This window comes from Paenibacillus sp. Cedars, from assembly GCF_003184205.1.
Lineage (GTDB): Bacteria > Bacillota > Bacilli > Paenibacillales > Paenibacillaceae > Paenibacillus_AQ > Paenibacillus_AQ glucanolyticus.
In genome coordinates this window covers 3,136,861-3,150,488 of sequence record NZ_CP020866.1, presented here as the reverse complement: position 1 = coordinate 3,150,488, position 13,628 = coordinate 3,136,861, and the positions used below count along the sequence as shown (strand labels likewise).

Here is a 13,628-nt window from a genome sequence, read left to right as displayed (position 1 = left end):
CGGCGTCATCTTGTAAACTGTATTTGGTTCAAGGAATATGAGGGATCAAATACTTACAAGAGGGAGCTGGAAAGATTGAACAAGGGAGATATCATCATTTACGCATGTGTCATTATCGGGGCTGGTATTGGATTAGCGCTGGGCAGTGCGTTGCCCGGGGTTCTTGTCGGTTTAGGTATTGGATATCTGGTTAAATGGTCAATGAAAAGTGAAAAGTGAAAAGTGAATGATTGACAATTGGAAAGAACTGACTTATAGTACTTTACTATCAGCAACCATCAAAGACATGATTCTTGAAACGACCTGCCCAGAGAGAGAAGTGATTGGTGAAAGCTTCTTCCGTGCTTGCTTCATGAATTACCCCTTTGTAGCTGTGTTTTTGAACCCTTAAGTTATAGGTTTACTTATGGACAGGGCAGTAGAAAACACCGAATCATCCCCGTTACCGGATGTCTTAATGAGGATCCGATGAGCACGCGGCCACACAGCGCTGCAGGTCTGGATCAAATGAGGGTGGAACCACGAGCCGAACGCACTCGTCCCTTTGGGGATCGTGTGTTTTTTTTGCGTTCAATCTAAATTTGATGGAGGGATAACCATGTCAATCACAGTAACATTAGCAGACGGAAGTAAAAAGGAGTATCCCGCACAAACGACGATGAAACAAATCGCGGAATCCATTCATTCCGGGCTGAGGAAAAGTGCAGTCGCAGGAAAAGTAAATGGCAGGCTCGTGGATTTGAATTACGAACTTTGTGAGGATGCGGAAGTACGTATTGTGACCCTGGATTCAGAGGACGGACTGAACATTTACCGGCACAGCACAGCTCATCTGATGGCTCAGGCGGTTAAACGTTTGTATGGCAGCAAGCCCGTTTACCTCGGAGTGGGACCGGTTGTCGAAGACGGCTTCTATTACGATATGGATCTGGAGCATTCGATCTCAACCGATGATTTGATTGCCATCGAGCGGGAGATGCAGCAGATTGTCCAGGAAGATTTACCGATTATTCGAAGAGAAATTAGCCGTGAAGAAGCGGAACAACTATTCAGTGACGACCCTTACAAACGGGAGCTCATTCTTGGCTTGCCGGAGGAGGAAATCATTTCGGTTTATGAGCAGGGAGAGTTCATTGATCTATGCAGAGGGCCGCATCTGCCCTCGACTGGCAGAATCAAGGCATTCAAATTGATGAGTGTTGCCGGAGCTTATTGGCGGGGGAACTCGGATCATAAGATGCTACAGCGAATATATGGAACGGCGTTCCCCAAGAAGATGCAGCTCGAAGAGCATCTCTTCTTGCTTGAAGAAGCTAAGAAGAGGGATCATCGCAAGCTTGGCAAAGAGCTGGGACTGTTTATGTTCTCGGATGATGCGCCGGGAATGCCCTTCTTTTTACCGAAAGGAACGATTATCCGTAACGAGCTGGAACAATTTGCAAGAGAGCTTCAATTCCACCGCGGTTATGACGAAGTTCGTACTCCGCTGATGATGAACAAGCGCCTGTGGGAGATGTCCGGTCACTGGGACCACTACAAGGATAATATGTACTTTTCGAAGGTGGATGAGCAGGAGTATGTAATGAAACCCATGAACTGTCCGGGTCATATGCTGGTTTACCAAAACTCGCTGCATTCCTACAGAGAGCTTCCCATTCGATTGTCCGAGTTCGGTCAGGTGCATCGCCATGAATATTCAGGAGCGCTGAGTGGCATGATGCGGGTCCGTACGTTCTGTCAGGATGATGCGCATATATTTGTAAGACCTGATCAAATCCATGATGAAATTGGACAGGTGATCGACTTTATTAGTCAGATATACCGAGTCTTTGGCTTTGATTATACGATTGAACTGTCCACTAGACCGGAAGACTCCATGGGCTCTGATGAGTTATGGGAGCAGGCGGAGTCATCCCTGCAGGAGGTATTGGATCAACAGAAGCTGCCTTATCGGATAAATGAAGGGGATGGCGCTTTTTATGGACCGAAGATAGATTTTCACATCCTCGACTCCCTGAAGCGAAGCTGGCAATGCGGTACCATCCAGTTGGATTTTCAATTCCCTGAGAAGTTCGATCTGTCCTACATCGCAGAGGATAACCAGAAGCATCGGCCGGTTGTCATTCACCGCGCGGTATTCGGCTCCATCGAGCGGTTTATCGGGATTCTTACAGAGCATTACGGCGGGGCATTTCCGCTATGGCTCGCTCCCGTGCATGTGATGCTTATTCCGGTGTCAGACCACTATATCGATTTCTCCCTTAAGGTGAAGAAGCGTCTGGAGCATGCAGGCGTACGGGTGGAGGTTGACATCAGGAACGAAAAGCTGGGGTATAAAATCCGTGAAGCCGGTCTGCTGAAAACGCCCTACACGTTTGTCCTGGGGGAGAAAGAAATGAACTCGGACCTGGTAGCGGTACGCAAGCGCGGCGAGGGTGAGCTTGGGGAGAGCGCTATCGATGACATGATTGCACGCCTCCGGAAAGAGATTGAATCCAGGGAGTAAGAAACCTGACAGATTGCGTTTAGAACGATTCGAGTCATACATACTCGGATCGTTTTTTTTGTTATGGCCTATAACGATCGGATGTTAAAGCGGCAAAAAGTATAATATATCCAACTCCGGGAACAGTAGAGAAAAAGATTCATGATGGTCGTACGGTCCGAGGTAAGGCAGAGCTCATCTTGAGTACCAAACGAGGAGTCGTGTACAGGATGCAGAACATAACCCGCAAGGAAGGTTTACAAGAACCGCTGCCGATTCTCATCTCAGAGTTCATAGAAAACATGAAGACCCGGTTCGGGCAGAGCGGGGATATCATCTACCGGGAGCTGATGCTGGGTACTATACCTGCGGTCATCGTTTACATTGAAGGGATGGGAGACCCCCACTTTTTAATAGAAGCTCTTCATATGGATTCGCCGTTGTTTAAGGAATTGACGAATCAGTCCCCGGACGATCGCGTGAGGATGCTGAAGGAACTCACGATTACGATGGGGAAGGTGGGGGAAGCCACAACCTATCCTGAGGTTGAGGAGAACGTGTTGTCAGGGAATACGGTGGTTTTTATTGAGGGAACGTCTACCTCACTCTACGTGGGTACTGAAAAGCTGAAGCAGCGCGGGGTTGAAGAAGCCAGCTCGCAATCGGTTGTCAGGGGACCGAGAGAGGGCTTTACGGAATCGCTTCGAGAGAACACGGCTTTGGTTCGGCGGAGAATTCAAAGTCCCAAGCTGCGCATCGAAGAGAGCAAGGTAGGCGAGCATACCCATACTCAGCTGGCTGTCATGTTCATGGATGGTTTGGCCGACACCAAGGTACTCGACGAGCTGCGCACACGGCTGAATGGGATCAAGCTGGATAGCGTACTGGAGAGCAACTATATCGAGGAGATGATTCAGGATCATCGATACAGCCCCTTTCCGACGGTGTACAACTCGGAGCGTCCCGATGTCATTGCTTCAGCTATATTGGAAGGTCGAATAGCGATTCTTGTGGAAGGAACCCCATTTGTTCTGGTCGTTCCGGCATTGTTTGTGCAATTTTTTCAATCGAGCGAGGATTATTACCAGCGATGGGATTTTGCCAGCCTGGTTCGCCTGCTCCGATATTTATGTTTCGGTATTGCCCTTCTTACACCCTCGCTGTATATTGCAATCTCCACTTTTCATCAGGAAATGCTGCCGACCAATTTGTTGACTAGCTTGATTGGACAGCGGGAAGGGGTTCCCTTTCCGGCCTTTGTTGAAGCGGTAATTATGGAAATCACATTTGAGATTTTGCGCGAGGCCGGCATTCGGTTACCCAAATCAATCGGCCAGTCTGTCTCGATCGTAGGGACATTGGTTATCGGACAAGCTGCTGTGGAAGCAGGTTTGGTATCGGCCGCCATGGTTATTGTAGTATCCATTACGGCGATAGCCAACTTTGCGCTGCCGGCCTTTAATGTAGGGATTTCTGTCCGGATTTTGCGATTTGGCCTGATGGCGATTGCTGCGTCTTTTGGATTGTATGGCATGATTATCGGCCTGATTGTCCTGGCACTGCACCTGTGCAGCCTGCAGTCGATGGGAGTTCCGTACATGACCTCCTTTGCACCCATACGATGGAGGAGCCAGAAGGATGCACTGCTCCGATTATCCCGTCACAATATGAAGAAGTATATGGGCAAAGCCAAATCATGATCTGCAGTTAAGAAATGGGCATGGGGATTCTACTTTAAACAGATGGGACAGGTTGTGGATGCTGGGAAGAACAATACTATCAGTCCTGCTTATGACAAGCCTGATCATCACATCGGGATGCTGGAGCCGAAAGGAACTGAATGAGCTGGCTGTTGTTATGGCACTTGGAATCGACACGCATAAGGACGGTTACGCTGTATCCGCGCAAGTGCTCAATTCCAGCGAGCTGGCAACGAAGAGTGGGGGATCCATTGGAAGTCTTCCTGTGGTCACTTACAAGTCTGTAGGAAAAACGGTACCTGACGCCCTTCAGCGGATGTTAAGCATGGCGCCCCGCATGCTGTATCTGTCCCATGTCCGCGTATTGGTCTTGGGGGAAGATCTGGCGCGGCAAGGGGTCAGCGATGTGCTTGATTACATATCCCGAAATCATCAACTGCGAACAGACTTCTTCATGCTGATAGCCAAGAATGGAAATGCCTCTGAGATTTTGGAGGTGGTGACGCCATTCGAATATATTCCTGCGAACTCGCTCTATTCCTCCATTCTGATATCGGAAAAAAAATGGGCGGCCACGGGGAAAGTTACATTGCAGCAGTTTGTTACCGAATTAAAGCAAAGCGGTTCAGATCCGATATTGTCCGGGGTTCAATTAAACGGAAGTTCGGCGGAAGGCCAGTCCGTGGAGAATGTAAAAAAAATCAGTCCCTCTACACTCCTTCAGCATGCGGGATTAGGTGTATTCAAAGGGGATCGGCTGGTGGGATGGCTTGGGGAGCCACCAAGCAAAACGGTGAATTACGTTCTTAATAGAGTCGAGTCCACCGTTGGATATGTGTCATGTCCGAGCGGCGGGATTGTTGGCTTCACGGTAAACCGGGCAGACACATCGCTTGATGTTATGCTGAGCGCTGAGAATATTCCTCGATTTTCAGTCAAAATGGAGATAGAAGCGGATATCAACTCCGTTCAATGTCCAATTGATATCTATCAGCCTTCGGCCATAGAAGCATTGGAGAGGAGCATCGAGGATAAATATAACGATAACATCGAGAAACATGTTAAGGATGTTCAACAGCGGTATGGAGCCGATATTTTTGCACTTGGTGAAGTCCTGCACCGGAAATATCCCCAGATATGGAAAACGTACAGAAGTCACTGGGGAGAGAGCTTCCAATCGATGAGCATCGATGTGCACTCTCATGTCGCGATCCGGCGGATCGGGTCCATCATTCAACCCTTAAATCAGGAGGTCGATGAGAAGTGAATTGGCATTTTCTATTGATAACGTTTCTGTTGATTGTTGTGGTCACGGAAACAAGGCATCTGATTCGGCTGCGTTCTCTTCGGGATATGATCGTATTTTATGCCGTATGGGGATTGACGCTGCTTGCGATAATCGGGGACATGCTGGAGCTCACTGAGCTTCGGCCGCTGGATTGGATCAGCATCATGATGCAACCACTGAACAGGCTGATTTCATAACAAGAAGGGTATGGTCGCACGTGATAAAATACAAGGGAATCGCGGCACGGCAGTTTTTTATAGTAACCTTCGGCTTGACCATTGGCACCTCGATTCTGGTCACACCCTCTGGTTTAGCGCATACTGCACGGGAGGATGCGTGGATCGCCTCCTTGTGCAGTTTGTTGATAAATATCCTTATGGTTGTGCTGTATATTGCTATCGCAAGGCTATACCCTGGTAAAACGATTTTTCAAATAAATGAGCTGGTTCTGGGCAAAATCCTGGGCAAGGCCATGTCACTGATTTATCTTTTTTATTTTTTGATACTTACGGGAACATTGCTTGGCAATTTAGGTTTTTTTATAACCAGCGAAATGATGCCGGAGACGCCAATCGAAGCTATTCAGATTCTGTTCTTGATTGCGGCCATCATGTGCGCCAGAATGGGCATCATCATCCTAGCGCGGGTGGGTGAACTGATGTTTCCGTGGATTGTGTTTCTGTTTATGGTCCTTCTGCTCTCCCTTATTCCCCAGATTGATTGGAATCATATCAAGCCTATACTTGAGGATGGATGGATTCCCGTTGCCAATGCCGGATTTCACTCCTCTATGTTTCAGGAGCTGATTGTACTGATGGTGTTCCTCCCTCTGGTCAAGGGTGAGCGGAAGGGGGAGAAGGCATTGCTGTGGGGAGCTGTTGCAGGCGGAATCGTGTTAAGTGTCACGGTCCTGCTCAGCGTGCTCATTCTTGGGATCGAACAAACGGAGAACAGCACGTTCCCGGCCTTTGCATTAGCGAAGACGATTAACGTCGGGAATTTCTTTCAACGCGTGGAAGGTATCTTGATTACGCTTTGGGTGCTTACGTTTTTTATCAAAATCTCGCTGCTGTTCCTCTCCATCCTTCATGGAATAAAAACCGTATTCAGGCTGAAGGAGCAGAACCACTTAATCTATCCGTTATCTGTTCTCTTTATCATTGTGGCCTGGAATACGTATATCAACACCGTTTATGTTGCTAACATCATTCAGCAAGTGTGGGCAAGCTATGCATTTCTTCATTTGCTGGTGATTCCCTTCGGACTCTATTTAATCGGACTGAGCAGAACGAAAATATTAAAATCGAAATAAATATTCCATCTTCCATCGGATGCACTGGATGAGTTAAGCCTGACGAATCAGGCTTTTTTTGTGTATAAAGATAACTTTTTTTGAGAATTTGCTTGAAAGTGACGCAGCGTCATCTTATATAGTTAAGTTCATAAGATGAATGGAGGAAAGCAGGTGTTGAGGTTGAATTCGATTCCTATTCAGGAGTTATCAAAACAGACGGGAATTACGGTGAGAACACTGCGCTATTATGATCAGATTGGTTTATTGATTCCTGCTTCCAAAACACCGGGCAAGCACCGGATATATAGCGATGCGGAGCTGCGGAAACTGCAGCAAATTCAGTTTCTGAAGAAGCTGGGCTTCAGCTTGCAGGAAATATCAGATATGATCTCGAGCCGGGAGTGGAATTGGTCTACCAGTCTCATGAATCAGTTAGACTTTGTTCATAAGGAACAAAGGAAGCTGAGTCAGATGGAATCGGCTTTACGAGCAGTACTCCACAGCATTGCGGTGGAAGGCGAGACGAGCTGGGCGGTTATTCAGAAATTAATCCAGCTATCAGGACAAGATCCATCGCTAAAACAATCGTTCCGCAATCAAATGTTTGATGAACGTGAGGTGGAAATGCTGAGTCTGCTTCCTAACATGAACAGTGCAGATCCCGACTCGCTGGAATGGATCGCTCTGTTAGGTCAGCTCAAAAGGCTGATGGAGGATTCTCCGGATTCGCCCGATGTGCAAAGAATTGTACGGCGCATGGATGAGAAACGCTTGGAGCATTTTGAAGAAGAGGATTCTTTCGTGGACAAGTTGTGGGAGATTCGTAAATCACCGGATCAGTCCGAGCAGATGGGGTTATACCCAATAGAACAAGAGCTTCTTGCATTTATGGAACGGGCATTTGATATTTATGTAACGCGCAAGGAAGAACAACAAACGGAGAGGGGGGAGACATCATGACACTGGAGCTGCTGCTATCCATTGGGGTATTGTCACTATTGGATATGCTAAGCCCGGCCGCGCTGGGGGTAACGGTGTATTTGCTTCTGACCGAGCGCGATCGACTCATCTCCCGTTTAGGTGTTTACTTGGTTACGGTGGCCGGTTTCTACTTCCTGGTTGGAGCTGCGCTCATGCTCGGCTTGGGTGCTGTCATGAAATCGATATCCGATATCTTTCAGAATCGAACGGTCAGCTGGATGATGGCCATTCTCGGTGGAGTCCTGTTTGTTGCGAGTTTTTATGTTCCTACGAAAAAGAAATCCGAACCGCGCCGCCCGAAATCAAAAAGCTTCGGCGCCATGATCGGGCTAGGTTTCACCACTTCACTCATTGAGGTGGCCACCGCGCTTCCTTATTTTGCAGCGATCGGGCTAATGACTACCGCCCAATTGAACACGGTTCAATGGGTTCCGATCCTGGCTGCTTATAATATGGTGATGGTGCTTCCTCCATTGATCTTGCTCGGATTACACCTTGTATTAGGCCGCGTGATGCAGAGACCGCTGGAGAAGCTGCGTGTGAAGATTGCCGAAAGCTCCGGTTCCCTGTTATCGTGGGTATTGTGTATTGCCGGAGTGATTTTGGTGTTAAACAGTATCGATTATTTGTAAACGCATATGCTTGAAACGAAAGTAACAGAAAGAAAATAACAGAAGGACCTGTCCATAACAGACAGGTCCTTCGATGTTATGCGAGTATAACTAAATCTCGGTGTGATTCAGGATGCGGGGGGAGCGATTATTTGCCGAGGAAATGTTGGGTGAAGAAATCCAGTTGATATTCGAGGCTTAACGGGTCATTGAAGTAGAATGTTTTGGCATCGACTTCGAATACACGGTTGTTTTTGACTGCCGGAATGTTTTTGTACATATCCGTATTTTGGAAGGAAGTGTCTTCCTCTGCGTTTTTACTGAAGATGACATAGTCAGCGAAGTAATCTTTCAGTACTTCGGACGACAAAGTGAAATAGCCGTCTTTCGCTGTAGCTTCTTTTACTTTATCCGGCATGGCAAGCTTGAATTCGTTATACAGGATCTCTGTTCCGCGACCATAATTAAATCCATAAACGTAGAGCTGTTTATTGAACGTCTCCACGACGGAAACTGTTGCATCTTCACCGATTTTGGCTTTGATTTCTTCTCCGGCTTTTTGAGCACGGACTTTGAAATCGTCAACCCAGGCTTGTGCTTCTTTTTCCTTGTTCAACAGCTTGCCGATTTCGACCTGCTGTGTCAAATAATCAACTTTTCCATAGGTATAGGTTACGGTAGGAGCTATTTCTTGGAATTTATCGATATTTTTAATGCTGGATAGACCGATAATCAGATCCGGCTCCAGTTCGATGATTTTCTCCAGACTTTCGTCGGATACCACCTCAATATCCTTCAGCTTTTCCTCGAACTGAGGATTTGTTTTGGACATTTCGTCTACGCCTACGAGGGGTACTCCAAGGGCCATCACATTCCCCGTCAAGAATCGGGTAAGCACAACGACACGCTGTGGATTGGTTGGAACCTCTACGGGCCCGTTCTCCGATTGATAAGTAAAGGTATCGGATTTCGAAGAGGAGATTTCTTCGGAGGGCTTACTTTCATTACTTTCTGTATTGGTGCTGTTTGCTTGACCGCCACAAGCGCTTAAAAGCAGAAGGGCTAGCAGGATGGACAGTGTGAAATATTTTTTCAAAATGATTCTCCCCCAAAAAAGCTATGTATTTTTGAACAATCATCATTTCAATCGAGTGTGTTGGATATAAAATCGATAATGATTATCATTCTCAGGTTATTGTAAGGCTACTCGCGATGCCTGTCAATAGCATTTATATGAATTATGACTCGGGAGATCGGCACAGCACAGCACAGAAAACCGCCTATGCTGGACATGGCGGTTTTCTGTCAAAATATATATTGTGCATAGGAGCTCAGTTCAGTACAGAAGAGCGGCTCGCTTGAATATAGATGGACTCACCGGTAAAACCGGAGACAGCACCGGTCTTATCGCTTCGCACCAAGAAGTAGTGCCGTGCCTCCTCGGAAGCATGAAGCAGCTTCTGCTCCAGTAGAATCTTCTCCTCCTCAGCCAGCCCGGATCGCTCGCACCAGTCGTGGAATTGAAAGGGCTTCTGAAAAGTCACGGCCATTTCTGTGCGGAAGCCAGTGAGCTCCAGAAGATGAATCCATTCCGATTTCTTCCATGCACGGACGTGGCTGTAATCTCTTTGTTTTTCTATTTCATTATAGAATTCATCCAAATTCTCTTTTTCCGGAGCGACATTATCGATAAGCAGGATTTTACCACCGGGTTTGAGCACGCGAAGGGACTCGCGCACGAAAGCAGGTACATCCGGAAAATGATGGGCCGCAATCCTGCAGGTTACCAGATCAAAAGAAGCATCCTCGAAAGGCAGCTGTTCCGCATCCCCTTGCACGAAATCAACGTTGGTATGGCCGTTTCCATGAATGAAAGCAGCGGCGGTTGTCAGCATTTCCTCCGTCAAGTCAAAGGCCGTTACGCGGCGGACAAGTGGAGCGAGGGCATTAGCCACATGTCCACCTCCGGTTGCGATGTCCAGCACCTCCATCGTCTGATCCGCCTGGGAACAAGAGACCAGCAGGGACAGGTCTTCACCTTTGGCATGCCCTTGACTTGTTACATATTTTCCAGCGTTCTTGGCAAATTGCTGCTGCACTTGGCTTTTTATTGAATCTTCGATGGTTATTCCTCCTACATTCAAAATGAGTTCAGAGATTAAAAAAAAAAGATTAAATTTAGTTTCACTAGATGAAACTATATATTGCTTGGTGAGATATAACTTAATTTATCATACATTTTTTCTGCTGTAAACGGCAGCAACCACTAAATAACCACCGGAGCCCAAACGTCGATCCTTCTATGCACGTTGAGATATACCCGCCTCAGGGGCAGCTACCTAGGGCGGCACCTTAAGCACGATAAATAAAAAGCTAAAGCCTGGTCATATCGACCAGGCTTTAGCTTCTGAAGTGTTAACCGGTAAATTCCTGAACCCATTCGTTATTGTAAAAAGCAATGCCAATCTTGGTATAGCTTTTGTTCAAGATATTGGCTTTATGGCCCGGGCTGTTCATCCAATCTTTCATGACTTGAGAAGGGCTGGTCTGTCCCTTGGCAATATTTTCGCCAGCGGAGTTATAGGTGATTCCATATTCCTTCATCATGTCCATAGGCGACCCGTGCGTCGGGGAATTGTGGTCAAAGTAATTGTTATCATACATGTCCTCAGCCTTCGCCATAGCCATCTTGGACAGCTCTTCATCCATGGTTAAAGAGCCAAGTCCTGCTTTGGATCGTTCTTTGTTAACCAGGTCCAATACCTGCTGAGCGAATTGGGAGGAGTCTTTCTGATTTCCCTTATTGTTTCCTGCACCACTCCTGTCTGACGTTTGTTCTCCATTGTTATTTGCCGGAGCCGGAGCTTGTCCTGCTGGATTATCGGTTCCTGGCTGAAGCAGATCAAGCAGCTCCGATGGGAGCTCGTCCTGGGTTCCTTTAGCCGACAACCTTGAAGCATTCATCCAAAAAGTCGAAGTGGAAGATGCTTGTGTGGTGGTGGAGAGTGGCTTTGGTTGAGCATTGCGTGTATGGGACGATATTTGGACCGGAGCAGGATTCACTTGCTTCTGTGTTAAGGGTTTGTGGCTAACTTGCTGCTGATTTACCTGGTTATTTGGCGTACAGCCTGCAATCAGGATTAAGACAGCCAGTCCGAGCCCGATATCCTTCAAATGTTTGTTCATGAACAGATCTCCTCAGTGTTATTTTAATGAAGTTGCCGCGAATTAGGATTTCCTGCCTGGCACTGAATTATTCGTTTTCAGCCAGAATTTATTACCATATATAAACATATGATCCCTAATGTCCTGATCGCCTTAATCGGGTAAGAAAGGGGGCTTGCTGAATGCAACTCTTTTTAAGGGTGATTTGAGAACGCTATCATTCGGTTGTGAAGGAGGAATACTCAGGATGCCCGTCAATCGCTTTATGCATCGCAAATCATCATGGATTAAGGCACTGATGGTTATGGTGGTCTTATCGCTTCTTCAGGTAACGGCGATTCATATCCCTAAAGCACACGCGGCTGTGGCAAGCAAAACCCTTGTCGGCTATTGGCATAACTTCGATAACGGATCCGGTTTTATCAAGCTTAGGGACGTATCTCCCAAATTCGACATCATCAACGTATCTTTTGCTGAACCAACATCCGGTGTAACCAACGGAACTATCGGCTTCATTCCTTACAACTATACGGAGGCAGACTTCAAAGCAGATGTTGCATATCTTCAAAGTCAGGGGAAGAAGGTCATCATTTCCATAGGAGGTGCAAACGGGCAGGTACAGCTTCCCAGCACTTCGGCCAGGGATAATTTCGTGAACTCCGTTATCGCAATCATCGAAAAATACGGATTTGATGGACTGGACGTGGACTTCGAAGGCCATTCGCTTTATTTAAATTCGGGGGACAGCGACTTCAAGAACCCGACCACGCCGGTCATCGTCAACTTGATCTCCGCCCTGCGCACAATTAATAACCATTTTGGAACGGGACCGTTTTATTTAACGATGGCGCCTGAAACGTTTTTTGTACAGCTTGGCTATAGCTTCTACGGAGGCAGCTGCATCAGCTGTGACAACCGCGCAGGAGCTTATCTGCCGGTTATTTATGCCACGCGCGATATCCTTGATTGGCTGCAGGTTCAGAACTATAACTCGGGTCCGATTACGGGGCTGGACGATCAGTATCATAATATGGGAAATGCCGATTTTCACGTTGCCATGGCAGATATGATCTTAACCGGATTCCCTGTTGCTAAAAACCCGAATCAGATGTTTCCACCGCTGCGTCCGGACCAAGTCGTGCTCGGGCTGCCGGCCAACGTCAATGCAGGCGGGGGTTTTACTTCGGTTGCGGAAGTACACAAGGCGCTGGATGCACTGATTAAAGGCGTCCAGCTGCCGAGCTATAAAACCCGGGGAAGCGTAAGCGGCTATCCGAATTTCCGCGGTCTTATGACCTGGTCCGTCAACTGGGATAAATTCAACAATTTTGAATTCTCGAACAGTCATCGCGCTTATCTGGATGCTTTAAGTCCGCCGTTGCCGGACACGCAGCCGCCAACGGCTCCGACCCATGTGACCTCCATGTCCAAATCTGCAACGAGCGTAAGCTTAAGCTGGACGGCATCCACGGATAATGTGGGAGTGACAGGTTATATCGTGTACTACGGTTCCCAATCCGTCAGCGTGACCGGGACCAGTACAGTGATTTCAGGTTTAACACCGGACACATCCTATACCTACACGGTCAAGGCGGTCGACGCGAGAGGCAACCAATCCGCAGCCAGCACGCCGCTTACCGTGACAACCGATCCCCCAGGTACGGGGGGAGATACAACACCTCCGACGGCCCCGGGCAATGTTCAAGTGACAGCCAAGACGGCAACAAGCGTTTCCTTAAGCTGGAATGCTTCCACTGACAATGTCGGTGTAACAGGCTACATAGTCACCTACGGAACCAGCTCCGTTAATACAGCGGGAACGTCCGCTACGATTAACGGGTTGACGGCTAATACGAGCTACTCATTCACCGTGACGGCTAAGGATGCAGCTGGAAATGTGTCGGCAGGTACCATCATCAGTGTGACAACTGCTCCGCAAAGCGGTGCGCAGCCCTGGGCGGCAAATGTCAGCTACAAAGTCAACGACGAAGTGACCTACGGAGGGAAAACCTACATCTGTCGTCAGCCACATACATCGCTGACTGGCTGGGAACCGCCCAATGTACCGGCACTGTGGTTATTGAAATAATGTGTATACACTCTG

At 47.7% G+C, this 13,628-nt stretch carries 12 protein-coding genes; 9 read left to right on the top strand and 3 right to left on the bottom strand.

Annotated features, from left to right (window positions below):
• Positions 1–75: 75 nt before the first annotated feature.
• The 8 genes from B9D94_RS31020 (at position 76) to B9D94_RS15975 (ending at position 8,380) form a co-directional block, all read left to right on the top strand.
• The gene (locus B9D94_RS31020) at positions 76–219 is read left to right on the top strand and encodes a hypothetical protein (protein WP_006209952.1); all 144 of its coding nucleotides are present in this window, start codon (positions 76–78) and stop codon (positions 217–219) included.
• 379 nt (positions 220–598) lie between these two features.
• Positions 599–2,506, top strand: a complete 1,908-nt coding sequence (gene thrS, locus B9D94_RS16005; RefSeq protein ID WP_148247481.1) for a threonine--tRNA ligase — start codon at positions 599–601, stop codon at positions 2,504–2,506.
• A 209-nt stretch (positions 2,507–2,715) separates the two neighbouring features.
• On the top strand, positions 2,716–4,185 hold the full coding sequence (locus B9D94_RS16000) for a spore germination protein (RefSeq protein ID WP_148247480.1): 1,470 nt from the start codon (positions 2,716–2,718) through the stop codon (positions 4,183–4,185).
• 58 nt (positions 4,186–4,243) lie between these two features.
• Positions 4,244–5,452 carry a Ger(x)C family spore germination protein gene (locus B9D94_RS15995; RefSeq protein ID WP_148247479.1) on the top strand — a complete coding sequence of 403 codons (1,209 nt, stop codon included), beginning with the start codon at positions 4,244–4,246 and terminating at the stop codon, positions 5,450–5,452.
• Positions 5,449–5,670 (top strand): hypothetical protein, encoded by a 222-nt coding sequence (locus B9D94_RS15990; RefSeq protein WP_148247478.1) that lies wholly within the window; start codon positions 5,449–5,451, stop codon positions 5,668–5,670. The genes B9D94_RS15995 and B9D94_RS15990 overlap by 4 nt, the downstream gene beginning before the upstream one ends.
• Positions 5,671–5,690: 20 nt before the next feature.
• Entirely contained in the window at positions 5,691–6,785 is a 1,095-nt protein-coding gene (locus B9D94_RS15985; RefSeq protein ID WP_148247477.1) for a GerAB/ArcD/ProY family transporter, read from the top strand.
• A 162-nt stretch (positions 6,786–6,947) separates the two neighbouring features.
• The gene (locus B9D94_RS15980; RefSeq protein WP_040680641.1) at positions 6,948–7,727 is read left to right on the top strand and encodes a MerR family transcriptional regulator; all 780 of its coding nucleotides are present in this window, start codon (positions 6,948–6,950) and stop codon (positions 7,725–7,727) included.
• Positions 7,724–8,380 carry a GAP family protein gene (locus B9D94_RS15975; RefSeq protein WP_006209959.1) on the top strand — a complete coding sequence of 219 codons (657 nt, stop codon included), beginning with the start codon at positions 7,724–7,726 and terminating at the stop codon, positions 8,378–8,380. The genes B9D94_RS15980 and B9D94_RS15975 overlap by 4 nt, the downstream gene beginning before the upstream one ends.
• 127 nt (positions 8,381–8,507) lie before the next feature.
• On the opposite strand, the gene B9D94_RS15970 is transcribed toward B9D94_RS15975, so the two are convergent.
• The 3 genes from B9D94_RS15970 to B9D94_RS15960 all read right to left on the bottom strand — a co-directional run bounded on the left by B9D94_RS15970 (position 8,508) and on the right by B9D94_RS15960 (position 11,545).
• Positions 8,508–9,455 carry an iron-hydroxamate ABC transporter substrate-binding protein gene (locus B9D94_RS15970; RefSeq protein ID WP_148247476.1) on the bottom strand — a complete coding sequence of 316 codons (948 nt, stop codon included), beginning with the start codon at positions 9,453–9,455 and terminating at the stop codon, positions 8,508–8,510.
• Between the two features lie 235 nt (positions 9,456–9,690).
• A complete protein-coding gene (locus B9D94_RS15965; protein WP_040680642.1) occupies positions 9,691–10,482 on the bottom strand; it encodes a class I SAM-dependent methyltransferase in 792 nt (263 codons plus the stop codon).
• 292 nt (positions 10,483–10,774) lie between these two features.
• Positions 10,775–11,545, bottom strand: coding sequence for a CAP domain-containing protein (locus B9D94_RS15960; RefSeq protein ID WP_148247475.1), 771 nt, complete (start codon positions 11,543–11,545; stop codon positions 10,775–10,777).
• Between the two features lie 226 nt (positions 11,546–11,771).
• On the opposite strand from B9D94_RS15960, the gene B9D94_RS15955 reads away from it, so the two are divergent.
• The gene (locus B9D94_RS15955) at positions 11,772–13,613 is read left to right on the top strand and encodes a fibronectin type III domain-containing protein (protein WP_148247474.1); all 1,842 of its coding nucleotides are present in this window, start codon (positions 11,772–11,774) and stop codon (positions 13,611–13,613) included.
• Positions 13,614–13,628 lie beyond the last annotated feature (15 nt).